The 23,745-nt window shown below is 70.7% G+C and carries 18 protein-coding genes and 3 tRNA genes; 11 read left to right on the top strand and 10 right to left on the bottom strand.

The annotated features are described in order from the left end of the window. Positions 1-13: 13 nt before the first annotated feature. Positions 14-850, top strand: coding sequence for a DUF1932 domain-containing protein (locus ABZT12_RS04730; RefSeq protein ID WP_356377241.1), 837 nt, complete (start codon positions 14-16; stop codon positions 848-850). Positions 851-943: 93 nt separating this feature from the next. On the opposite strand, the gene ABZT12_RS04735 is transcribed toward ABZT12_RS04730, so the two are convergent. The 4 genes from ABZT12_RS04735 to ABZT12_RS04750 form a co-directional block, all read right to left on the bottom strand. Next, a complete protein-coding gene (locus ABZT12_RS04735) occupies positions 944-1,333 on the bottom strand; it encodes a PRC-barrel domain containing protein (protein ID WP_356377244.1) in 390 nt (129 codons plus the stop codon). A 173-nt stretch (positions 1,334-1,506) separates the two neighbouring features. Then, entirely contained in the window at positions 1,507-1,668 is a 162-nt protein-coding gene (locus tag ABZT12_RS04740) for a hydrophobic protein (protein WP_356377247.1), read from the bottom strand. A 197-nt stretch (positions 1,669-1,865) separates the two neighbouring features. Continuing rightward, positions 1,866-2,159: an antibiotic biosynthesis monooxygenase family protein gene (locus tag ABZT12_RS04745; RefSeq protein WP_356377250.1), complete on the bottom strand. Its 294-nt coding sequence runs from the start codon at positions 2,157-2,159 to the stop codon at positions 1,866-1,868. 111 nt (positions 2,160-2,270) lie between these two features. Next, complete coding sequence (locus tag ABZT12_RS04750; protein WP_356377253.1) at positions 2,271-3,233, bottom strand: carbohydrate kinase; 963 nt, start codon at positions 3,231-3,233, stop codon at positions 2,271-2,273. Between the two features lie 260 nt (positions 3,234-3,493). Between ABZT12_RS04750 and ABZT12_RS04755 the strand changes: the two genes are divergently transcribed. The 4 genes from ABZT12_RS04755 to ABZT12_RS04770 all read left to right on the top strand — a co-directional run bounded on the left by ABZT12_RS04755 (position 3,494) and on the right by ABZT12_RS04770 (position 7,637). Then, positions 3,494-4,510 carry a sugar ABC transporter substrate-binding protein gene (locus ABZT12_RS04755; protein WP_356377257.1) on the top strand — a complete coding sequence of 339 codons (1,017 nt, stop codon included), beginning with the start codon at positions 3,494-3,496 and terminating at the stop codon, positions 4,508-4,510. A 184-nt stretch (positions 4,511-4,694) separates the two neighbouring features. After that, a complete protein-coding gene (locus ABZT12_RS04760) occupies positions 4,695-5,690 on the top strand; it encodes an ABC transporter permease (RefSeq protein WP_356377260.1) in 996 nt (331 codons plus the stop codon). Then, positions 5,687-6,523, top strand: coding sequence for an ATP-binding cassette domain-containing protein (locus ABZT12_RS04765; RefSeq protein WP_356377263.1), 837 nt, complete (start codon positions 5,687-5,689; stop codon positions 6,521-6,523). The genes ABZT12_RS04760 and ABZT12_RS04765 overlap by 4 nt, the downstream gene beginning before the upstream one ends. 76 nt (positions 6,524-6,599) lie before the next feature. Further along, a complete protein-coding gene (locus ABZT12_RS04770) occupies positions 6,600-7,637 on the top strand; it encodes a LacI family DNA-binding transcriptional regulator (RefSeq protein ID WP_356377266.1) in 1,038 nt (345 codons plus the stop codon). A 143-nt stretch (positions 7,638-7,780) separates the two neighbouring features. On the opposite strand, the gene ABZT12_RS04775 is transcribed toward ABZT12_RS04770, so the two are convergent. Next, entirely contained in the window at positions 7,781-9,244 is a 1,464-nt protein-coding gene (locus ABZT12_RS04775; protein WP_356377269.1) for a benzaldehyde dehydrogenase, read from the bottom strand. 155 nt (positions 9,245-9,399) lie between these two features. Between ABZT12_RS04775 and ABZT12_RS04780 the strand changes: the two genes are divergently transcribed. Next, positions 9,400-11,871 (top strand): SpoIIE family protein phosphatase, encoded by a 2,472-nt coding sequence (locus ABZT12_RS04780; RefSeq protein WP_356377272.1) that lies wholly within the window; start codon positions 9,400-9,402, stop codon positions 11,869-11,871. 367 nt (positions 11,872-12,238) lie between these two features. Further along, positions 12,239-13,993: a LamG domain-containing protein gene (locus ABZT12_RS04785; RefSeq protein WP_356378091.1), complete on the top strand. Its 1,755-nt coding sequence runs from the start codon at positions 12,239-12,241 to the stop codon at positions 13,991-13,993. An 88-nt stretch (positions 13,994-14,081) separates the two neighbouring features. On the opposite strand, the gene ABZT12_RS04790 is transcribed toward ABZT12_RS04785, so the two are convergent. The 3 genes from ABZT12_RS04790 to ABZT12_RS04800 form a co-directional block, all read right to left on the bottom strand. Next, a tRNA-Ile gene (locus tag ABZT12_RS04790) sits at positions 14,082-14,155 on the bottom strand. A 167-nt stretch (positions 14,156-14,322) separates the two neighbouring features. After that, positions 14,323-14,395: transfer RNA gene (locus tag ABZT12_RS04795), tRNA-Asn, on the bottom strand. Between the two features lie 5 nt (positions 14,396-14,400). Next, a tRNA-Asn gene (locus ABZT12_RS04800) sits at positions 14,401-14,473 on the bottom strand. Positions 14,474-14,629: 156 nt separating this feature from the next. On the opposite strand from ABZT12_RS04800, the gene ABZT12_RS04805 reads away from it, so the two are divergent. From ABZT12_RS04805 to ABZT12_RS04820, 4 genes are all read left to right on the top strand, one after another. Next, positions 14,630-14,935, top strand: coding sequence for a YtxH domain-containing protein (locus ABZT12_RS04805; protein WP_356377275.1), 306 nt, complete (start codon positions 14,630-14,632; stop codon positions 14,933-14,935). Positions 14,936-14,986: 51 nt separating this feature from the next. Next, entirely contained in the window at positions 14,987-16,441 is a 1,455-nt protein-coding gene (locus tag ABZT12_RS04810; RefSeq protein ID WP_356377278.1) for an FGGY family carbohydrate kinase, read from the top strand. 108 nt (positions 16,442-16,549) lie between these two features. Beyond that, complete coding sequence (locus ABZT12_RS04815) at positions 16,550-18,283, top strand: ABC transporter ATP-binding protein (protein WP_356377281.1); 1,734 nt, start codon at positions 16,550-16,552, stop codon at positions 18,281-18,283. Then, positions 18,283-20,211 (top strand): ABC transporter ATP-binding protein, encoded by a 1,929-nt coding sequence (locus ABZT12_RS04820; protein WP_356377284.1) that lies wholly within the window; start codon positions 18,283-18,285, stop codon positions 20,209-20,211. The genes ABZT12_RS04815 and ABZT12_RS04820 overlap by 1 nt, the downstream gene beginning before the upstream one ends. Positions 20,212-20,262: 51 nt before the next feature. Here the strand turns inward: ABZT12_RS04820 and ABZT12_RS04825 are convergent, their stop codons facing one another. Then, a complete protein-coding gene (locus ABZT12_RS04825; RefSeq protein ID WP_356378094.1) occupies positions 20,263-21,435 on the bottom strand; it encodes an RNA polymerase sigma factor in 1,173 nt (390 codons plus the stop codon). A 372-nt stretch (positions 21,436-21,807) separates the two neighbouring features. Continuing rightward, positions 21,808-23,712: a DNA primase gene (gene dnaG / locus ABZT12_RS04830; RefSeq protein WP_356377287.1), complete on the bottom strand. Its 1,905-nt coding sequence runs from the start codon at positions 23,710-23,712 to the stop codon at positions 21,808-21,810. Positions 23,713-23,745: the final 33 nt, after the last annotated feature.

Genomic DNA, 23,745 nt, shown 5'->3' on the forward strand with positions numbered 1-23,745 from the left:
ACACGGTGAGTCCATGACCACGTTGACGCTCCTCCACCCCGGCGCCATGGGCGCGAAAGTCGGCGCCCAGGCCGTGCGCGGCGGGGCCCGCGTGCTCCATGTGCCCGCCGACCGGAGCCCCGCGAGCCTGCGACGCGCCCGGGAGGCGGGCCTGGAGGCCGCCGGGTCCCTCGCGTCCGCGCTCTCCGAGAGCGACCTGGTCCTCTCCCTCTGCCCGCCGCACGCGGCCGAGGAGGTGGCCCACGAGGTCCTCGCCCACGCCTTCCAGGGCGTCTACGCGGAGGCCAACGCGATCAGCCCCGACCGCGTCCACCGCATCGCCGCGGCCTGTGCCGAGCGTGGCGTCACGATGGTCGACGGCTCGGTCATCGGCGGCCCGCCCGGTCCGGACAGCGCGCCGCGCCTGTATCTCAGCGGCGACGACCGGCCCGCCGTCGACCGGCTCGCCGCGGTCTTCGCCGGTACGCGGGTGGTGGCCAGGCCGCTCGACGCCGGGGTCGGTGCCGCGTCGGCGCTGAAGATGGCCTACGCGTCCTTCCAGAAGTCCGCCCGTGCCCTGGCCGCCGTCTCGCACGCCCTCGCCGCCGGTCACGGCGTGGGTGACCAACTGGCCGCCGAAGCCGAGGCGTTGACGTCCAACATCCTCGCCGAGGTGGAGTACTTTCCCGGTCTCGCGGCCCGCGCCTGGCGCTGGGCCCCGGAGATGGCGGAGATCGCGGCCACCCTGCGCGCGGCGGGCCTGCCGCCGGCGCTGGCCGAGGCGTCCAAGACGGTGCTGGGCCGCTGGGCCGAGGACAAGGACCGCTTCGACCTCCCGGTCGACGAGGTGCTGGCGCATCTGCGGGACTGACCGCACGGCGGGCGTCCGCGCGCACGGCGCCCGCGCACACGGGAGAGCCCCGGGACTCCGTACGGAGTCCCGGGGCTCTCGGCCTGACGCGGGTCAGATGTGCTGGCCCGGCGCGGGCGGGGTGGCGGGGCCGGTGCCCCGGTCCGTGCCGTAGTACGTGCCCAGCTCATCGTGGTAGCCCGGGTCGCCGAGGTGCTTGTCGCGGTCGAACTCGGGGGCGTCCTTGATCTCCTGCTTGGTGAGGTGAACGAAGACCTTCTGCTCGTTCGGGTCGATGCTCACGACCGTGCTGGCCGGAAGCAGGACCTCCTTACCGAAGATCCACACGCCCGTGTCGACCACCAGGTAGGCGTCACCGACCTCGTCGGAGTGCTTGTCGACCTTGCCGACGCTGCCGTCGGTCGCCTCCACCTTGTAGCCGGTGAGGTCGGCACCCGCCAGACGGCCGGCGGTCGACTTGTAGCTCCACACATTCTCAGTCACGCGAAAACAACTCCTCCGGTAAACGCAGGACAGCGGAACGAACCGCTGCTCCTTTTATTTCCCGTTCCATCGTGCACGGCAGTTTCTCTGACCGCCTGAATTACGGTTTCCCCGCATCCAGGGGTTCACGCGTCGTATTTTTCAGCGGCGACGCCCACCGCGGGAGCGGCCGGCTACCAGCGGTACCAGCGACCGCTTCCACCCTTCGGACGTGCGACGAAGCCGACCAGCCACAGGACCAGGACGACGATCGCCACCCACCAGAGGATCTTCAGCGCGAAACCGGCGCCGAAGAGAATGAGAGCCAGCAGAAGAACAAGAAGCAGGGGAACCATGATTATCAACCTCCGCTCACTCGTGTGCCCCGGCATTCCACCCTCACGCCTCCGTCTTCACGATCCGGCCGCCTCTCCTCCACGGACCACCACAGAATCGGTCCCCCGGTTTCCCGTCACCGTCCGAGCCGAGGAGCCCGAACGAAGCGCGCACGCTCTCCCCCGGGAGGCCGCACGCGACGCCGCTCCCGGCACCTTCACACCAGCGGATCGAGGAACGTCAGCACGGAGGCGACCTCTTCGATCAACGGGACGAGGGACGCGTTGAACGGGCCGCCGTAGGGGGCGTCCAGGTGCGCCTGGAAGGCGTCCTCGTCGCGGTACACCTCGAAGATCCAGAAGGCGCGCGGGTTGTCCGCCCTCGTGTAGACGTCGAAGGCGATGTTGCCTTCTTCCTCGCGCACCTTCAGGGCGTAGTCGCCGATCAGGCGAGCGACCTCGTCCTGAGCTCCCTCGGCGGCGGTGAACTCGGCGAGCAGGGTTCTCTTCACGGTCTCGTGTCCTTGTCGGTGTGGGTGTCACTCACGGGCAGAAGCTCGGACGGGGGTGCGGACGGTCGCCGGCGCCGCCGTCACGCGGGGAGGCGGGCACGCGGGCACGCGTCAGGCGTGACCGGCGGCCGTCGACCGCGCCAACTGGTTACGCCACGGCGGGTTGGGACCGGCGACGGAGCAGGTCAGAGCCGCGACCCGAGCGCCGAACCGGCAGGCTTCGGCGACCTCTTCAAGACGGAGACCGGCCAGCCGGCCACCGAGGAGTTCGCGGACGCCGAGGTGGTGCAGCAGGCCGGCGGTGAAGGAGTCCCCCGCGCCCACCGTGTCGACGACCCGCGTGGCCACCGCGGGCACCCGCATCCGTTCGCCGTCCAGTGAGGCCAGGGCGCCGCCCGCGCCGAGTGTGATCACGACGAGCCGCACCCCTGCGGCGTGCCAGGTGTCGCACGCCCGCTCGGGCGGCGTGCCGGGCAGGAGGAGTTCCAGGTCGTCCTCGCTCAAGCGCAGAATGTCCGCGAGACCGCACCAACGCGCCAGCCGGGCTCGGTACGCCTCGGGCCGTACCAGCAGCGGCCGGACGTTGGGATCGATGCTGATGGTGGCCTGCGGAGCCGCCGCCGCGAGGAACTCCTCCACCACCGGCCCGCCGGGCGCACGCACCAGTGCCAGCGACCCGGTGTGCACACAGGCCGTTCCGGACAGATCCACCCCTGCCAGTTCGCCCGGGGTCCACTGCCAGTCGGCCGTCCTCTCCGCGTGGAAGGAGAACGCGGCCTGCCCGGTGCCGTCCAGCTCCGCCACGGCCAGCGTGCTGGGCTCGGCGGCGGCGACGGCGTACGACAGGTCGACGCCGGACGCCTCCAGGTGCCCCCGGAACAGACGGCCGAACGCGTCGCCGGACAGGCGGGCGAGGAAGCGGGCCGGCGTGCCGAGCCGGGCCAGGGCCACCGCCGTGTTCGCGGGCCCGCCACCGGGCAGCACCCGCAGAGCGAGTTCGTTCGGGGCCGTCGCCGGTTCGGCGAAGGCGTCCGCGACGCACTCTCCCAGAACGGTGATCTGACGCGGGCTCATGGGCTTCTCTCTCTCGGAAGGGCGCGCGGGGACCGGGCAGAGGGGCGCGGCGGCCCAGCGCGGCCGCTGACCGGCTGCGCGGGGACGACGGCTGCGGGCGTTGCCGATTTGTGACGAGTGGAAGGCATTGACGTTGCCGGGATCCGGAGTCCATCATCCTCGCCAGGCGGTGTCAACGATGACATAAGTCATCGTTGACACCTCGGGCGGCCTGCTCCGATCCCCACCCCGTGCCGCCCGCTATCTCACAGGAGTCGATCATGTCTCGCACCACTCGCCTGTCCTCCTCCGTCCTCAGAGCCGCCGCGATCACGGGCGTCGCCGCACTCACCCTGACGGCCTGCGGTTCGGGCTCCGGTTCCGGCTCAACGGGTTCCGGCTCGGGCAGCGTCAAGGTCGGTCTGATCACCAAGACCGACACCAACCCGTTCTTCGTGAAGATGAAGGAGGGTGCGGAGAAGGCCGCGAAGGAGAACGGTGCCCAACTGTCCACCGCCGCCGGCAAGTTCGACGGGGACAACGCGGGTCAGGTCACGGCCATCGAGAACATGGTCGCCGCCGGGGTGAAGGGCATCCTGATCACCCCGAGCGACTCCAAGGCGATCGTGCCCGCGATCCAGAAGGCCCGCGCCAAGGGTGTCCTGGTCATCGCCCTGGACACCCCGACCGAGCCGGAGAGCGCGGTCGACGCCCTCTTCGCCACCGACAACCTCAAGGCCGGCGAGCTGATCGGCGCGTACGCCAAGGCCGCCATGAAGGGCAGGTCGGCGAAGATAGCCGCGCTCGACCTGGCGCCGGGCGTCTCCGTCGGCGTCCAGCGGCACAACGGCTTCCTGAAGGGCTTCGGCGCGACCGACAAGGACGTCGTGTGCGCCCAGGACACCGGCGGCGACCAGGCCAAGGGCCAGACCGCGATGGAGAACTGCCTGCAGAAGGCGCCCGGCATCAACGTCGTCTACACCATCAACGAACCGGCCGCGCTGGGCGCGTACACCGCGCTGAAGGCCAAGGGCCGGGAGAAGGACGTGCTGATCGTCTCCGTCGACGGCGGCTGCAGCGGCACCCAGGCCGTCAAGGACGGCAAGATCGCCGCCACCTCCCAGCAGTACCCGCTGAAGATGGCAGCCGAGGGCGTCAAGGCCGTCGTGACGTACGCCAAGGACGGCAAGAAGGCGTCCGGTTACACCGACACCGGCGTCACGCTGATCTCCGACAAGGCGCAGTCCGGGGTCACCTCGAAGAACACCGCCTACGGCCTGGAGAACTGCTGGGGCTGAGCCGCCCCGGCAGGACCGTACGACACCGCCTCTCCCCTCAGCGGGGCGGTCGGCCCGCCTCCCCGACCAGGGGCGACCGCCCCCCTTGTCCCGGCCGCGGGGCCCGTGCCCACGTCCTTTTGACGACGGGGGCCTCGGACCTCGTCCTCCGACAAGGGCATCTGTCTTCCGACAAGGATCCCGCATGACAGCCACGACCACGCCGTACTCGGAGCTCAGAGCACCGACCACGGCCCGCAGACTGCTCACCGCACCGACCACCGGGCCCCTGGCCGCCCTCCTCCTGGCCTGCGTCTTCTTCTCCCTCTCGACCGGCCAGTTCCTGACCGGCGGCAACTTCTCGCTGATCGTGCAGCAGGTCATGGTCGTGGGCACCCTCGCCATCGGGCAGACCCTGATCATCCTCACGGCGGGGATCGACCTGTCGTGCGGGGCGGTGATGGCGTTCGGCAGCATCGTGATCGCCAAGATGGCGGCCGAGGGCTCCGTCCCACCCCTCGTCGCGATCGCTCTGGGCCTGGTCGTCTGCGGCGGCTTCGGCCTGATCAACGGGCTGCTGGTGCAGAAGATCCCACTGCCGCCGTTCATCGTCACCCTCGGCATGCTCAACGTGGCGTTCGCACTGACCCACATCTACTCCGAGGAACAGACGGTCACCGACCTGCCCAGCCCGCTGACGGCCCTCGGGCAGACCTTCCCGCTCGGCCACACGGACATCACCTACGGCTCCCTGGTCACCATCGCCCTGTTCCTCCTCCTCGCCTACGCGCTGAGCAGCACCGGCTGGGGCCGGCACGTCTACGCCCTGGGCAACAGCGCCGAGGCCGCCCGGCTGAACGGCATCCGTACCTCCCGCCTGACCATCGGCATCTACACCGTGGCCGGCCTGCTGTACGGCGTCGCCGCCCTGCTGCTCATCTCCCGCACCGGAGTCGGCGACCCGCAGGCCGGCCAGACCGACAACCTCGACAGCATCACCGCCGTGGTCCTCGGCGGCACCAGCCTCTTCGGCGGACGCGGATCGGTTCTGGGCACCTTCATCGGTGTCCTCATCGTCGGCGTCTTCCGCAACGGCCTCCAGCTGATGGGCGTCGCCTCCATCTACCAGACCCTGATCACCGGAGTCCTGGTGATCCTCGCGGTGACCGTCGACCAGCTCTCCCGGAAGAAGGCACGATGACCGCCACCTCCTCCCCCGTCCCCGTCCTCCAGGCCCGCGGCCTGGTCAAGCGGTACGGCCAGGTCACCGCCATCGACGGCGCCGACTTCGACCTGCTGCCCGGCGAAGTCCTCGCCGTCATCGGCGACAACGGCGCCGGCAAGACCAGCATGATCAAGGCCCTCACCGGCGCGGTGGTCCCGGACGCGGGCGAGATACGTCTCCACGGCGAACCCATCACCTTCTCGGGCCCGCAGAGCGCCCGCGCCCACGGCATCGAGACGGTGTACCAGGACCTCGCCGTGGCCGCCTCCATGGACATCGCCTCGAACATGTTCCTCGGCCGCGAGCTGCGCCGGCCGGGTGTCCTCGGCAGCGCCTTCCGCATGCTGGACAAGAAGCGCATGCGCCAGGAGGCGGCCGAGCACATGGCCGACCTGAAGATCGGCCTGCGCTCGCTGACGCAGTCCGTCGAGACGCTCTCCGGCGGACAGCGGCAGGCCGTGGCGGTCGCCCGTTCCGTCGCCTGGGCCCGCAGCGTCGTCGTCATGGACGAACCCACCGCCGCCCTCGGCGTCAAGGAGTCGGGTCAGGTCCTGGACCTCATCCGCCGAGTCCGCGACAAGGGCATGCCGGTCGTTCTGATCAGCCACAACATGCCCCACGTCTTCGAGATCGCCGACCGGATCCACGTCCACCGGCTGGGCCGACGTGCCGCCCTGATCAAGCCCTCCGACTACTCCATGGCCGAAGTCGTCGCCATCATGACCGGCGCACTCGGCATCGACGACGCCGGAGATACTGTCGTAGCGGATTCGGAGGCCGCGAAGGCCGCCGGAATCCAGGCCACTTGACAGCACAACTCAGCTCTCGCAGTTGCCGGCCGAGGCCGCGGCCGCAACCGAGAGCCATCAGGAGACGGCTTCCTCCATGGCAGCGAACCGACGCCCTACCCTGGCCGATGTCGCCCGAGAGGTCGGCGTCAGCGCCAAGACCGTCTCCCGAGTCCTCAACGAGGACGGACCCGCCTCCGCGCAGACCAGGGAACAGGTACTCGCCGCGGTGGCCAAGCTCGGCTTCCAGCCGAACCTCATGGCCCGCAACATCCGCGTCGGCGGCCCGGACACCACCATCGGCCTGGTCATTCCCGACCTCGCCAACCCCTTCTTCGGAGCCGTGGCCCGCGCCATCGAGGACACTGTCCGCGAACGCGGACTGACCCTGCTCATGGGCTCCTCCGCGGACGACCCCGAGCGCGAACGCGCCCTGACGGACAAGTTCCTCGCCCGCCGTGTCAGCATCCTGATCGTCGTTCCGTCCGTCGGCGCCGACCACTCCCACCTCAGGTCCCACCGCACGGCGGGCCTACCCGTGATCTTCCTCGACCGACCCGGCGTCGGCCTCGCCACGGACAGCATCGTCAGTTCCAACCGTGCCGGAGCCCACGACGGGGTCGTCCATCTCATCGCCCACGGACACCGGCGCATCGGCTTCATGGGCGACCTGCCCCCGACGCTGTACACCCGCCGTGAGCGTCTGGCCGGCTACCGCTCGGCGCTGCGGGAAGCCGGCCTCCCCTACGACCGCTCGCTCGTCACCAACGCCCATGACCAGCAAGGAGCCGAGACCGCGACCACCCACCTCCTCGGCCTGGCCGATCCCCCCACCGCCCTGTTCGCCGGCAACAACATCATGGCGCTGGGGATAATCGCGGAACTGGCCCGCAGCAAGCGCAAGGACGTCGCCGTCGTCGCCTTCGACGACGTGGCGCTCGCCGAGGCACTGGAGCCGGCCCTGACCGTCGTCGCCCAGGACGCGGAGGAACTCGGCAGAACGGCAGCGGCCACCGCGCTGCTCCGCCTGGACGGGGACCGCTCCCGAGCCCTGACCCTCACCGTCCCCACCCACCTGATCGTCCGGGGTTCGGGCGAGCTTCCCGCCCCCGCCCCTGGGCCACGGGGAGCCTGACGCGGAGTCGGCGCCGGGCAGAGAGCCGTGATCGCCGGGATCGGGCCGACGGAGGCAGGGCGTCCCCACCACAGGTGGTGGCCGACGCCCTCCGCCCTGCGCCCTCCGTCGCCCCTGTGGTCGCGGCAGTCGTCACCCTTCGATCACGCGGACCGTCGGACCGTCATCCAGCGCCATTGGGTGAACTGCTCCAGATTGGCGGTGCCACCGATGCGGGAGCCGTTGCCGGACGCTCCCATCCCGCCGAAGGGGGCGTTCGCGGCGTCCTTGGCGGACACGTCGTTGAGGTGCACCATGCCGGTGCGCACCTGCTCGGCGATGACCGCGGCCCGCGACGCCGAACGGGAGTGCACGGCCGCCGTCAGGCCGTAGGCGGTGTCGTTGGCGATCTCGACGGCCTCTCGGTCGGTACGGAACGCGACGACGGGGGCGACGGGGCCGAAGATCTCCTCGGTGAAGACGGGCATGGTCCGCTCGACGTGGTCCAGGACGGTGGGCGGATAGAACAGCCCGTCGCGGCGCCCGCCTGCCAGCACCCGTGCGCCGGCGGCCACGCTCTCGTCCACGATGCGTTCGATCCTCGCGGCCTGGCGCTCGCTGATCACCGGACCGAGGGCCACACCCTCCTCGCGGGGGTCACCGACCCGCAGCTCCTCGGCCTGCCTGATCAGTGCCTCGGTGTAAGGCTCCACGAGGTCGGCGTGCACCAGATGACGTCCGGCGGCGACGCAGGCCTGCCCCTGATATCCGAAGGAACTCATCGCCCCGGCCGCCGCGGCGGAGTCGACGTCCGCGTCGTCGAGCACGACGATCGAGTTCTTGCCGCCCAGTTCCAGGACCACCCGCTTGAGCCCGTCGCCCGCGGCGCGGGCGACCGCCCGTCCCGCCTCGCTGGAGCCGGTGAACACGACCATGGCGACGTGCGGATCGGCCACGACCGCCTCACCGGTGCCGGGGCCTCCCGGCAGCACGTGGAGCAGCCCCTCGGGCAGTCCCGCCTCCTCGAACAGCCGCGCCACGACGACGCCACCGGACACCGGCGTGTGGGGATCGGGCTTGAGCAGGACGGCGTTGCCCAGCACCAGCGCGGGCGCCAGGGCCCGCATGGCGAACAGCAGGGGGGCGTTCCAGGGGTTGATGACGCCGACCACCCCCAGCGGTACCCGCCACGCGCAACTGGTCTGGCCAGGTGCCGACGGGGTCAGGATCTCGCCGCGGGGCGACGACGCGAGTCCCGCCGCCTGCGCCAGCTGGCCGAGTCCGGCCGCGATCTCGTAGTCGCCCTTCGCCGGGACGCCCGCGGACTCCCTGACGATCCACTCGCGTACCGCCCCGCTGTGGTCGCGGAGCGCCCGGGCGGCGCGGAGCAGGACCTCGGCACGCTGCTGGGGTGCCGTCTCGGCCCAGGCCCGCTGAGCCCGGGCGGCCAGAGTCCCGGCCCGGGCGACATCCGCGGGCGCTGCCACACCCACCTCCGCCAGCCGCTCACCCGTGGCGGGTTCGGTGACCGGCAGGACCCCGCCCTCGGTCCGCCGCCAACCGCCGCTGTAGATCTTCCCGGTCCATTCGGCCGCGTTCGGCCATGTCTCCTCGCCGGTGGCAGTCATGGCACGATCCTCCAGCCCCGATCGCTTGGTATCCCTTTTTACATTGGTATCTCTTGCACTCTTATGGCCTTATTGAGCATATATGTCCAACCACTCCCTGTCGGGTGCTCGTGCGGCCGGGCCGGGCACCCAGGGGAAGGCCGAGGTGAGGGCGGATGAACGCGATGACGGGTTCGGACACCGCCGGCGACGACCCGGCGGCGTGGCGGCCGGACGACCCCATCGACACGTCGGCCACGGCCAGAGCCCGCCTGGACGCGAACGGCATCGTGACCGGGTGGAGCGAGGGAGCACGGCGGCTGCTCGGATACCGGTCCGCCGAGGTCATCGGCCGGCCCGCGGCACGGCTGCTCCCCGAGGAGCCGCCCACCGAGACCCTGCGCTCCCTGAAGACGCAGCCGAGGTGGAACGGGACGGTCACTCTCCTGCACCGGGACGGCCACCGCCTCGCGGTGCACCTGCTGGCCCACCGCCGGGCGCCCGACCACGAGGGCGAGGGGGGCGGCGAATGGCTCCTGGTCTCCCCCCTGACCCGGCCGTCGTCGCCGCGCCAGGACGACGCGCTGGTGATGTGGGCTTTCACCCGGTCCCCCTTCACCACGGCGCTCTACGACACCGGCCTGCGGCTGCGACGGGCGAACACGGACATGGAGCGGGTGATCGGGCTGCCCGAAGCCGCGATGCGGGGGCTGCGCGTATCGGAGATCGTGGTCGATCCGGAGAGCGACCGGACGGAACAGTGCATGCGGCGGGCGCTGGAGACCGGCGAACAGCAGCATCTGCAGCAGTCCCTGCACCTCGCCGGCCAGGAGAGCGAGAGCGTCTGGACGACGTTGCTCGTCCCCGTGCGGGACGCCGAGGGGACCGTACGGGGAGTGCTCCTTTCCGCACACGACGTCACCGAGGAACACCTGGCCCGAGGGCGCCTGGCCCTGCTCAACGAGGCCAGCATCCGCATCGGCAGCACCCTGGACCTCGCCCGGACCGCACAAGAACTCGCCGACGTGGCCATCCCGCACCTCGCGGACTTCGTCACCGTCGACCTGCTTCCCGCCATCGAAGGCGGCGACGACCCGCGGGCCGGCTCCCCGCCCAGCCCCGTCGTGCTGCGCCGTGTCGCCTACCAGTCCGTCCTGGAGGGCTGCCCCGAGGTCGTGGTGAGGCGCGGAACGGTGGCCGCCTACCCGGACGAGTCGACCGCGGCCAGGTGCCTGACCACCGGCCGGCCACTGATCGAGAACGTGACCGTCCCCGGGATCGACCAGGTGGCGAGGCAGGCCCCGGACCGGGCCGAGCAGATGCGGCGCTTCGGCTTCCACTCGGTGCTGGCCGTGCCGATGCGCGCCCGCGGCATCACCCTCGGCGTAGCCACGTTCTCCCGCCACCGGCGCCCGGAACCCTTCGAGCGGGACGACCTGCTTCTCGGCGAGGAGATCACCGCCAGGGCCGCCGTCTGCATCGACAACGCCCGCCGCTACACCCGCGAACGCCTCACCTCCCTCACCCTTCAGAGCAGCCTCCTGCCGCAGCGGCTGCCCCCGCAGGCCGCCGTCGACGTCGCCTCCCGCTACCTCCCCGCCAGCACGCGGGCCGGCGTCGGCGGCGACTGGTTCGACGTGATCCCGTTGTCCGGCACGCGGGTGGCGCTCGTCGTCGGCGACGTCGTCGGCCACGGCATCCAGGCCTCGGCCACCATGGGACGACTGCGCACCGCCGTACGCACCCTTGCCGATGTCGACCTCCCGCCCGACGAACTGCTGACCCACCTGGACGACATGGTCATCCGCATGTCCGCCGAGGGCGAGAGCGCGGCCGACACCGTCGGCGACATCGGCGCCACCTGCCTGTACGCCGTCTACGACCCGGTCTCCCGGCGCTGCACACTGGCTCGCGCCGGCCACCCCGGACCCGCACTGGTGACCCCGGACGGCGCCGTGGAATTTCCCGACGTCCCGGCCGGCCCGCCGCTGGGGCTGGGCGGCCTGCCCTTCGAAGTCGCCGAGATCGAACTGCCCGAAGGCAGCCTCCTCGCGCTGTTCACCGACGGCCTCATCGAGGCCCGTGGCCGCGACTTCGACGAAGGCCTCGACGTGCTGCGCAAGGCGCTGGCCCGGCCGGCTCAGTCCTTGGAGAGCACCTGCGACACCGTGCTCCAGGCACTTCTCCCGGACCACGCCGCCGATGACGTGGCGCTGCTGATAGCCCGCACCTGCGCCCTGGACGCGGCCCATGTCGCCACCTGGGACGTGCCACCCGATCCCTCAGCGGTCGCCGAGACGCGCAAGAAGGCCACCCGGCAGCTGGACGCCTGGGGCCTGGACGAGGCCGCCTTCGTCACCGAACTGGTCGTCAGCGAACTCGTCACCAACGCCATCCGCTACGGCGGTGCCCCCATCCAGCTCCGGCTGATCCTCGACCGCAACCTCATCTGCGAGGTCTCCGACGCCAGCAACACCGCCCCCCACCTGCGCCGCGCCCGCACCTTCGACGAAGGCGGCCGCGGCCTGCTCCTCGTCGCCCAGCTCACCCAGGGCTGGGGCACCCGCCAGACGTACACCGGCAAGACGATCTGGGCCGAACAGGCCCTCTCCGTCCCCCCTTCCCCGCCGTCGACGAGGACGGACTGACCGGCGGCCACTTCTCCGCCCGGTGGATCGGCGCGGCCCTGCCCCCGCCCCCGGAATCCTCCCGTCCCCCAGGTCGGTCGGGGTCGTCCAGGCGAGTGCTTCGCAGCCGGCAAGGCAGCGGCCAACGAGATGATGGGCGAACACGAACAGCAACCGCACTTCCGGGCCTCTGCCGAGCCTCCCCGGCGTTGTCGGTTGTTCTGCTTCGACGACACCGAAGGTCTGGAACAGGTCGGCCAGGAAACCCTTCCCGTGCTGTCAGTGGTCTCTGTTAGCTTCAGGCGCTCGTGTGATCCATGAGCGTCAAATACCCACAGGGGAGAGTCACTTGACCAGGTTCACAAGGACAGGCAGACGCAGACGCACGGTGGTGGGGAGTTGTGCGGCGGCGCTGTTGGCCACGGCTGCCGGGACGGCGTATGCGGTGGTCAACCTGCCGCCGAATCAGCCGCTCGTCCAAAACCTCCAGTCGGGAGGCAAGGCATGCACGACTGGTGACGACACGCCATACGTTTCGACGCCGCCCAGGCTCAGTGCGGTGCTGTACGACCCGGAGGAGGACAACCAGCCCTCCGAATCCAGCCCGGTCAGTGGCGAGTTCGAAGCCTGGTGGACGGACGCGGCCGGAGTGGAACAGCGGCGTACCTACACCACCATCGTTCTTTCCTCGGGGTCGCGCCAGTACTGGACGATGCCGAACGACATCCCGGCGAACACCGTCGTCTCCTGGCATGTCCGCGCGAACGACGGCAAGGCGACCTCCGCATGGAGCGACGAGGGCGACGGCTCGGTCTGCTCGTTCGTGTACGACGACGTGAGCCCGGAGAAGGCGACGATCACCTCTCCCGAATATCCCAACCCGGAGGACGTGTTCTGGGTGGACGGAGTGGGCGTCTACGGCCACTTCACCATGGACTCGCCCTCCGACGACGTGGTGTCGTACGCGTACGGCTTCGTGGGCGGCCCTTACGGCACCGTCTCCGCGGAGCGGCCGGGCGCGGCCGTGACCATTCCGTACCTGCCGCTCTCCGCGGGACCCAAGTCGCTGACGGTCCGCGCAATCGACCGGTCGGGCCGAAGCAGCGGGGAGTCGCGTTACGACTTCAACGTGCAGGCCGGCCGTGCTCCCGTCGCCCGCTGGAAGCTGGACGACCCGGCGGACTCCCGCTCGGCCGCCGCCGGGACCGGCACCCCCGCCCGTGCCGGGACCGGCGTGACCTTCGGCGGCCCGGCGCCCACGGGCACCACGGCCACCGCCACGGTCGGCCTCGACGGCAGCGGCCAAGCCTTCCTCACCCCGGACGCCCCGACGACCGACATCCGTAAGACGTTCGCGGTGAGCGCGTGGGTACGGCCCGCCGAAACCGACCGGAACATGACCGTCGTCAGCCAGGATGCCGACGGGGCGCCCGGCTTCGACCTCGGGCTGCGTCTCCAGGACTCCGGGCCCGCCTGGTCGTTCGCGATCGGCGGCGCGCAGGTGTCCGGCGGCACCCCCGAGACCGGCGAGTGGGCCCATCTGCTGGGGCTGTACGACGCCGAGACCGGAAAGGCGCGGCTGTACGTCAACGGCCACGAGGCCGGGACCGCGGCCGACGCGACTCCCGCCGAGGCGGCCGGCGCTTTCCAGATCGGGCGCGCCCTCGGTGCTGCCGACTACGGGGAGCAGTGGCACGGGGACATCGGTGACGTACAGGTTCACGACCGGGTCGTGGTGCCGGCCGAGGTAGCCGAACTCGCCTACCGCAAGCCGAAGTTGCTCGGCCACTGGTCGCTGGAGAACGCGACGGACGGGGTGAGCCCCGAGCAGTCGGACGGCGCGCCGCTGCGGCTCGGCGCGGGGGCTTCGATCTACCGGGGCTCCGACAGTTCCTGTATCCCGGAGATCGACCCGGACTGTACCTACGTGCCGCCGCCACTCGTCGGTGACGGGCATCTGCTGCTGGACGGCGAGAGCGGGTACGCCGCTGCCGACGGGCCCGTCGTGGACACCGGGGACAGTTTCACCCTCGGCGTCGTCGTACGCCTCGCGGACTCCGGACCCGCCCACCCGATGACCGTACTCTCGCAGGCAGGCGAGCACACCGACGCCTTCAAGGTGCGCTCCGGCAGCGTCTCGTAGTCGCGAGCAGCGGATGCAGCCCCGTGGGCCCAACGTCCTGGTTCCGCACCCCTGATGAGACGTTTCCGCGGGTCAGAAGCCTGCACAGTGGGGCGGGTGGGACTCGAACCCACGGCCGACGGATTATGAGTCCGCTGCTCTAACCGGCTGAGCTACCGCCCCGATACGGCGCGTCGCGCACATCTGTGCGCGCCGTCTGCCGCAGCATAGCCGCTCATACGATCTCCTGCTTCGGATGGTCGGCTTCGCTCGACCGTGGAGACAGCGGTGCGCGCCGGGTGGTTCCGGGGGACATGAAAAAGGACCCCAACGGGGTCCCCTTCAGCATGCTCCCCCGACTGGACTCGAACCAGTAACCTGCCGGTTAACAGCCGGCTGCTCTGCCAATTGAGCTACGGAGGACCGAGCTCCCCCGACTGGACTCGAACCAGTAACCTGCCGGTTAACAGCCGGCTGCTCTGCCAATTGAGCTACGGAGGAATGCCTCGTTGCATCGATCGTGCCGGCCTGGGTATTCGCCAGAAGGCGCTCGCTCGCTGCGACACATACATTAGCGCAAGCAGGGGGGTGCTCCGCCAATCGGTTCCCCCGGCGCGGAGCGCGCGCCACGATCTACGCAACGGAAGGGTGGCCACCATGCGGTACAAGCTCACGTTCGTCGCCGGACTGGCTCTGGGTTACGTGCTGGGCACGCGGGCCGGACGAGAGCGCTACGAGCAGCTGAAGAAGTCCGCTCGCCAGATCACGCAGAACCCCGCGGTCCGCAACACCGCGGAGACGGCCGCCCAGCAGGGCCGCCAGTACGCGGGCAAGGCCTACCAGGCGGTGAGCGACAAGGTCGGTGACCGGGTGCCGGAGTCGGTGGCACAGCGCGTACGGTCCCTGCGTGAGCGCAACGCGAACGGCAGCGGCGAGGACGACTGGGGCACCAGCAACACCTAGTGACCCCCGACCCGGCACGGTCACCTCCCGCCGTACGGCAGAATTTTCGCCATGGGGATAGTCGCCGGGTTGGACAGTTCGCCCGATTTCACTCGTATCGTCGTCTGCGACGCGGACTCCGGGTCCGTGCTGCGGCAGGGATACGCACCGCATCCGGTGGAGACGTCGGAGGGCGGCGGGCGGCCCTCCGACGTCGACCCGCAGGCCTGGCTGCTCTCGCTCGGCGAGGCGGCCGGCGGCGGGCTGCTCGAAGGGGTGCAGGCCATCGGGGTGTCGGCCCAGCAGAACGCCGTCGTGCCGCTGGACCCGCAGGGCAACACCGTGCGGCCCGCGATGGTCGGCGGGGACAAGCGGGGGCAGGTGGCGGCGGCCGATCTGATCGACGCGCTCGGCGGCCGTGAGGCGTGGGCGCAGGCGGTGGGCTGCGTACCGCAGGCCACCCAGCCCGTGACCAAACTGCGCTGGCTGAACAGGACCGAGCCGGAGAACGCGCAGCGCACCTCCGTACTCTTGCAGGCCCACGACTGGCTCGTGTGGCAGCTGCTGGGGCGGCCCACGCGCAGGACCACCGACCGCGGCGGGGCGTCCGGGACCGGCTACTGGTCCGCGGCCAGCGGCGGTTACCGGCCCGACCTCGTCGAGCTGGCGCTCGGCCACCAGGCCATGCTGCCCGAGGTGATCGGACCGTCCGACGCCGCCGGTACGACCCCGGAGGGGCTGCTGATCTCGGCCGGCACCGGGGAGACGATGGCCGCCGCCTTCGGACTCGGCATCGGGCTCGGGGACGCCGTGGTCTCGCTGGGCGCCTCCGGTTCCGTGATGGCCGTGCACCACGACGCGCTGGTCGACCAGAGCGGGATGATCACCTCGCTCGCCGACGCGACCGGCATGCACCTGCCGGTCGTCACCACCCTGAACGCCGTACGGACCCTGCGCGGTGCCGTCGACCTGCTCGGGCTGCCCGACCTGGAGAGTCTGTCCGACCTGGCGATGAAGTCGACGCCGGGTGCGCACGGGCTCGTACTCCTGCCGTATCTGGAGGGTGAGCGGACGCCGAATCTGCCGCACACCGCGGGGACCCTCGCCGGGCTGCGGCGGGAGTCGATGAAGGCCGAGCATCTGGCGCGGGCGGCGTTCGAGGGCATGCTGTGCGGGCTCGCGGACGCGCTGGACGTGCTGCGCGGCCGGGGCGTGGAGGTGCGCCGGGTCTTCCTGCTCGGGCAGGCCGCCGAACTGCCCGCCGTCCAGGCCGCGGCGCCCTCGCTGTTCGGGGCGCAGATCGTGGTGCCGCAGCCCGCGGACTACGCGGCGCTCGGTGCCGCCCGCCAGGCCGCCTGGGCGCTCGGCGTCTCACAGGGCACCCTGGACCCGCGCACCCCGCCGCCGTGGCAGGGGCCGGTCGCCCAGGTCTTCGAGCCGGGGGACGAGCTGGCGGTGGGACAGGCGGTGCGTCAGCAGTACGTGTCGGTGCGGGAACAGACCCATCCGGGGGCGTTCCGGTCGTAACGGCATCGCTGTTGGCTTAATCGGTTGAGGTAACGCGGGTGGAGTGCCCGACGATAGGGGCGAGGGGCAGACCGCCCGCCCCTCATCGCCCACTCCGAGAGACGTAGCGTGCTCATACGACTTCTGCGGACCTATCTCAGGCCCTACAGGAAACCCATCGCCCTGCTGGTGCTGCTGCAGTTCCTGCAGACCTGCGCCACCCTCTACCTGCCCACCCTGAACGCGCACATCATCGACAACGGCGTCGTCAAGGGAGACACCGGCTACATCCTCGCCTTCGGCGCGCTGATGATCGGCATCTCGCTGGCGCAGGTCGTCTGCAACACGGGTGCCGTGTACTACGGGGCGCGGACCGCGGCGGCCGTGGGCCGGGACGTCCGGGCCGCCGTCTTCGACCGGGTGCAGTCCTTCTCGGCCCGGGAGGTCGGCCACTTCGGCGCGCCCTCGCTGATCACCCGTACGACCAACGACGTCCAGCAGGTCCAGATGCTGGCGCTGATGACGTTCACCCTGCTGGTGTCGGCGCCGATCATGTGTGTCGGCGGGATCATCCTGGCGCTCGGCCTGGACGTGCCGCTGTCGGGCGTGCTGGTCGCCGTGGTGCCCGTGCTCGGGCTCTCCGTGACGCTGATCGTGCGGAGGCTGCGGCCGCTGTTCCGGGCGATGCAGGTGCGTCTCGACACGGTGAACCGGGTGCTGCGCGAGCAGATCACCGGCAACCGCGTGATCCGCGCCTTCGTCCGGGACGAGTACGAGAAGGACCGGTTCAGGAAGGCCAACACGGATCTGACGGAGATGTCGCTGGGCACCGGCCGGCTGCTCGCGTTGATGTTCCCGATCGTCATGACCGTCGTGAACGTCTCCTCGATCGCCGTCGTCTGGTTCGGCGCCCACCGGATCGACAGCGGCCAGATGCAGATCGGCGATCTCACCGCGTTCCTGGCCTATCTGATGCAGATCGTGATGTCCGTGATGATGGCCACCTTCATGTTCATGATGGTGCCGCGCGCGGAGGTCTGTGCCGAGCGCATCGAGGAGGTCCTCGACACCGAGTCCAGTGTCGTGCCGCCGTCGGCGCCCGTCACCGAGCTGCGCCGGCACGGCCATCTGGAGATCCGGTCGGCGGGCTTCCGCTACCCGGGCGCCGAGGAGCCGGTGCTGAAATCCGTCGACCTGGTGGCGCTGCCGGGCGAGACGACCGCCGTCATCGGCTCGACGGGCAGCGGGAAGTCGACTCTTCTGGGGCTGGTCCCCCGGCTGTTCGACACCACCGAGGGCGAGGTCCTCGTCGACGGAGTCGATGTGTCGACGATCGACCCGAACCTGCTCGCCGGAACGGTCGGCCTGGTCCCGCAGAAGCCGTACCTCTTCGCGGGCACGGTGGCGACCAACCTGCGCTACGGCAATCCGGACGCGAGCGACGAGGAGCTGTGGCACGCGCTGGAGGTGGCGCAGGCCAAGGCGTTCGTCAGCAAGCTGGAAGGCGGGCTGGACGCGCCGATCGCGCAGGGCGGGACGAACGTGTCCGGCGGTCAGCGCCAGCGGCTCGCGATCGCCCGCACCCTGGTGCAGCGCCCCGAGATCTACCTCTTCGACGACTCCTTCTCCGCGCTCGACTACGCGACGGACGCGGCGCTGCGGGCGGCGCTCGGCCGGGAGACCGCCGAGGCGACCGTCGTGATCGTGGCCCAGCGGGTGTCGACGATCCGGGACGCCGACCGCATCGTCGTCCTCGACGAGGGGCGGGTGGTCGGGACGGGCCGCCACCATGAACTGATGGCGGGTAACGAGACCTACCGGGAGATCGTGCTCTCCCAGCTGACGGAAGCGGAGGCCGCCTGATGGCCGGGCCCATGGGGCGGATGATGGCCGGGAGCGGCCCCGACGCGCGTTCGATGGACTTCAAGGCGTCCGGGAAACGGCTGCTGGGGCACTTCAGGCCCGAGCGGATCACCATTTGCGTGCTGCTGGTGTGCGTGGTGGCCAGCGTGGGGCTGAACGTGGTCGGTCCGAAGATCCTCGGCAATGCCACCGACCTGGTCTTCTCCGGCATCATCGGGCGGCAGATGCCGGCCGGGGCGACCAAGGAACAGGTGCTGGAGTCGATGCGCGCGCGGGGCCAGGGCTCCGTCGCGGACATGTTGAAGAGCACGGACTTCACCCCCGGCAAGGGCATCGACTTCGGTGCCGTCGGTGACGTGCTGCTGCTGGCGCTGGGCACCTTCCTGGTGGCGGGTCTGCTGATGGCGGTGGCGACCCGGCTGGTGAACCGGGCGGTCAACCGGACGATGTTCCGGATGCGCGAGGACGTGCAGACGAAGATGGGGCGGCTGCCGCTGTCGTACTTCGACAAGCGGCAGCGCGGTGAGGTGCTCTCGCGCGCCACCAACGACATCGACAACATCGGGCAGACGCTCCAGCAGTCGATGGGCCAGCTCATCAACTCGCTGCTGACCATCATCGGTGTGCTCGCGATGATGTTCTGGGTGTCGTGGATCCTGGCGCTGGTCGCGCTGGTGACCGTGCCGCTGTCGTTCTTCGTGGCGACGCGGGTCGGCAAGCGGTCGCAGCCGCACTTCGTGCAGCAGTGGCGCTCGACGGGCAGACTCAACGCGCACGTCGAGGAGATGTACACCGGGCACACCCTGGTGAAGGTGTTCGGGCGCCAGGATGAGTCGGCGCAGCTGTTCGCCGAGCAGAACGACGCCCTGTACGAGGCCGGCTTCAGGGCGCAGTTCAACAGCGGGGTCATGCAACCGCTGATGATGTTCGTCTCCAACCTCAACTACGTGCTGGTGGCGGTGGTCGGCGGGCTGCGGGTCGCCTCCGGCGCGCTGTCCATCGGTGACGTGCAGGCGTTCATCCAGTACTCGCGGCAGTTCTCGATGCCGCTGACCCAGGTCGCGTCGATGGCGAACCTGGTGCAGTCGGGCGTCGCCTCCGCCGAGCGCGTCTTCGAACTCCTCGACGCGGAGGAGCAGAAGCCCGATCCGATGCCGAGCGAGCGGCCGCGGGAACTGCGCGGCCTGGTCGCGCTGGAGCACGTGTCGTTCCGCTACGACCCCGAGAAGCCGCTCATCGAGGACCTCTCGCTGACGGTGGAACCGGGCCACACGGTGGCCATCGTGGGCCCCACCGGCGCCGGCAAGACGACCCTGGTCAATCTGCTGATGCGGTTCTACGACGTGTCGGGCGGCCGGATCACCCTCGACGGCGTGGACATCGCCCGGATGTCCCGCGACGAACTGCGGTCCACCATCGGCATGGTGCTCCAGGACACCTGGCTGTTCGGCGGCACGATCGCCGACAACATCGCCTACGGCGCCTCGCGGGACGTGACGCGCGGGGAGATCGAGGAGGCCGCGCGGGCGGCCCACGCGGACCGTTTCGTGCGGACGCTGCCCGAGGGCTACGACACCGTGATCGACGACGAGGGCTCGGGGGTGAGCGCAGGCGAGAAGCAACTCATCACCATCGCGCGGGCGTTCCTCTCCGATCCGACGATCCTGGTGCTCGACGAGGCGACCAGCTCCGTCGACACCCGGACCGAGGTGCTGATCCAGAAGGCGATGGCCAAACTGGCGCACGGGCGCACCTCGTTCGTCATCGCGCACCGGCTCTCCACGATCCGCGACGCGGACACGATCCTGGTCATGGAGAACGGGGCGATCGTCGAACAGGGCGCGCACGCCGACCTGTTGGCGGCCGACGGGGCGTATGCCCGCTTGTACCAGGCGCAGTTCGCGCAGGCGGTCGCCGAGGTCGACTGAGGTCCCGCCGGCTGTCAGGGGGCCGCTCACGTCCGCGTGGGCGGCCCCCACTCAGTCGAGGTAGCCGCGCAGTTGGTCGGCGAAGGCGTGGTCGCGCAGCTTGTTGAGGGTCTTGGACTCGATCTGCCGGATGCGTTCGCGGGTCACGCCGAAGATGCGGCCGATCTCCTCCAGGGTGCGCGGCCGGCCGTCCGCCAGGCCGTAGCGGAGCTGTACGACCTTCCGCTCGCGTTCGCCGAGCGTCGACAGGACGGCCTCCAGGTGCTCCCGGAGCAGCAGGAAGGCCGCCGACTCCACCGGGCTCGCGGCGTCGCCGTCCTCGATCAGGTCACCGAGGGCGACGTCGTCCTCCTCGCCCACCGGGGCGTGCAGCGAGACGGGTTCCTGGGCCAGCCGCAGGACCTCGCTGACGCGTTCGGGCGCCAGGTCCAGGTGGTCGGCGACCTCTTCCGGGGTGGGCTCGTAGCCGCGTTCCTGGAGCATGCGGCGCTGGACGCGGACGACCCGGTTGATCAGCTCGACGACGTGCACCGGGACGCGGATGGTGCGGGCCTGGTCGGCGAGGGCGCGGGACATGGCCTGGCGGATCCACCAGGTGGCGTAGGTGGAGAACTTGTAGCCGCGGGCGTAGTCGAATTTCTCGACCGCCCTGATCAGGCCCAGGTTTCCCTCCTGGACGAGATCGAGCATGGTGAGTCCCCGGCCGACGTAGCGCTTGGCGACGGAGACGACGAGCCGCAGGTTGGCCTCGATGAGGCGGCGCTTGGCCATCCGGCCCATGACGACGATGCGGTCGAGGTCGAGGGCGAGCCGGCTGTCCAGGTCGGGGGTGGTGGAGAGCTTCTCCTCGGCGAACAGGCCGGCTTCGACCCGGCGGGCGAGTTCGACCTCCTCGGCGGCGGTGAGCAGGTGGATGCGGCCGATCTCCCGCAGGTACTGGCGGAAGAGGTCCGAGGAGGGGCCGCTGGTGTCGGGGCGGCTGCGGGGCGGCGCGACCGGCTCGGGTTCCTCGGCGGGCTCCACCGCCTCCGCGGGGGGTTCGCCGAGTTCGGCCGGGCTCTCCGGCTCGGCCGTCTCCGGGTGGTGCGCGGCGCGGTTCTGCGGGGGCACGGCCGCGAAGACGTCGGTCTCCGCGTCCGGCTTCGCGCCGTCCGTCGTGCTGATCTCGGTCTGGTCGAGGGTCTGGGTCTGCACGGGGGCGACCTCCAGGATGATCGCTGCCAGGGGGGCGGCAGCGGTACTTCGGGGACGGGGTCGGCGGCCTCGCCGCTGTCCGTCCCGTACGCGATGAGCGGAACCGCGGGGGTGTGGGACCCGTTGGGGACGGGTCGGCCGCGCTCCGAGGACTCAGGCACCGGACCCAGTGTGGGGTACGACACATCGCCGCCACGAGGGGCGTGCGGTGACTTTTTGCGATCGGCCCGTGACCGATCGGTGACCGGACGAATCCGCAGCGTCGCCGTCCAGGCGGCGTCACGTCACTCCCCGCGCTCCGGTACGCGGGCGCCCCGGCCGGCGACCGCGCGGTGCCGGTCGCGTGGCCTGCGGACCTGTGTCCTGAACTCCCCTGCCGGCGGCCGGAGTCGGCGGCGCCGTTCAGAGCGCCTGGGCGCCCCGCTCGCGGAGCGCCTGGCCGTACTGCTGGAGCACCCACAACTCGTTCTGTACGGCGGCCAGACGGGCCGGGTCGTCCTGGGTGCCGGCGCGGGTCAGGGTGCCCTGGATCTCCTGGATACGGCGGTCCACGGCACGGCGGCGGACCGTGACGAGCTGCTCACCCGCGTAGCTCTCGTCGACCGTGCGGCGCATGATCGCCTCGACCGCCAGCTCGGTGACCATGGCGCGCACCGCGTCGTCCGGGGCGGCCTCGCGGACCCGCACCAGGTACTCCTGGGCGTCCTTCAGGCCGTACTCGGCGCCGCCCGCGTCCATGATCGCCTGGCGGACGGCCGCGTAGGGCGCCGCGGTGAACTCGTCCAGGCCGTACGCGTCAAAGGCCGGAGCCACCAAGTCCGGGCGCTGGAGGGCGAGTTTGAGCAGTTCGCGTTCGGTGGCGTAGACCGGGTTGCGCAGGGTGAGGGCGGGGCCGCCGGCTCCGCCGCGGGGGGCCGCGTCGTACCGCTGCTGCTGGGGGCCGCGCGCGGGGGCCGGGCCCTTGCCGCCGCGGTCGCGGGCCCAACGGGCCAGCTGGGCAACGCGCTTGACGACGAACTGGGTGTCCAGAATGCCGAGCATGCCGGCGAGCTGGACGGCGACCTCGTGCTGGGCGCCGCTGTTCTTGATCCGGGCGACGACCGGGGCGGCCTCGTCCAGGGCGGCGGCGCGGCCGGCCGGGGTCTCCAGGTCGTAGCGGGCGACGATCTGGCGCAGCGCGAACTCGAAGAGCGGGGTGCGGGGCTGGACCAGGTCGGCGACGGCCTCGTCGCCCTTGGCCAGGCGCAGTTCGCAGGGGTCCATGTTGTCCGGGGCGATCGCGATGTAGGTCTCGGCGGCGAACTTCTGGTCGTCCTCGAAGGCGCGCAGGGCCGCTTTCTGGCCGGCGGCGTCGCCGTCGAAGGTGAAGATCACGCGCGCCGAGCCGTTGTCCATCAGCAGCCGTCGCAGGATCTTGATGTGGTCGGTGCCGAAGGCCGTGCCGCAGGTCGCGATCGCGGTGGTCACGCCGGCCAGATGGCAGGCCATGACGTCGGTGTAGCCCTCGACGACGACCGCGCGGCTCGACTTCGCGATGTCCTTCTTGGCGAGGTCGATGCCGTAGAGGACCTGGGACTTGCGGTAGATGGCGGTGTCGGGCGTGTTCAGGTACTTCGGGCCGTTGTCCGCGTCGTAGAGCTTGCGGGCGCCGAAGCCGACGACCTCGCCGCCGATGTCGCGGATCGGCCACATCAGGCGGCCCCGGAAGCGGTCGATGGGGCCGCGGCGGCCCTCCTGGGCGAGGCCGGACGAGAGCAGTTCCTTGTCGGTGAAGCCCTTGCCGCGCAGGAAGCGGGTGAGATGGTCCCAGCCCTGGGGGCTGTAGCCGACGGAGAAGTGCTCGGCGGCGCCCTGGTCGAAGCCGCGCTCGGCGAGGAACGTACGGCCGGTGTCGGCCTCGGGGCTGGTCGCCAGCTGCTCCGCGTACCAGTCGGCGGCGATCTTGTGGGCCTCGACCAGGCGGATGCGCTCGCCGCGCTGATGGGCGGGGTTGTACCCGCCCTCCTCGTACCGCAGGGTGATGCCGGCCTGGGCGGCGAGCCGCTCGACCACCTCGGAGAAGGTGAGGTGGTCGACCTTCATCACGAACGTGATGGTGTCGCCGCCCTCCTGGCAGCCGAAGCAGTGGAAGAGTCCCTTGCTCGGGCTGACCTGGAAGGACGGCGACTTCTCGTCGTGGAAGGGGCAGAGTCCCTTGAGGTTCCCGCCGCCCGCGTTGCGCAGCTGGAGGTACTCGGACACCACGGCGTCGATCGGGACCGCGTCCCGAACCGCCTTCACGTCCTCGTCGTTGATCCGTCCTGCCACGCGTGAATTCTACGGGGACGGACCGGCACTCCT

This window comes from Streptomyces sp. NPDC005423 (genome assembly GCF_040606415.1).
Lineage (GTDB): Bacteria > Actinomycetota > Actinomycetes > Streptomycetales > Streptomycetaceae > Streptomyces.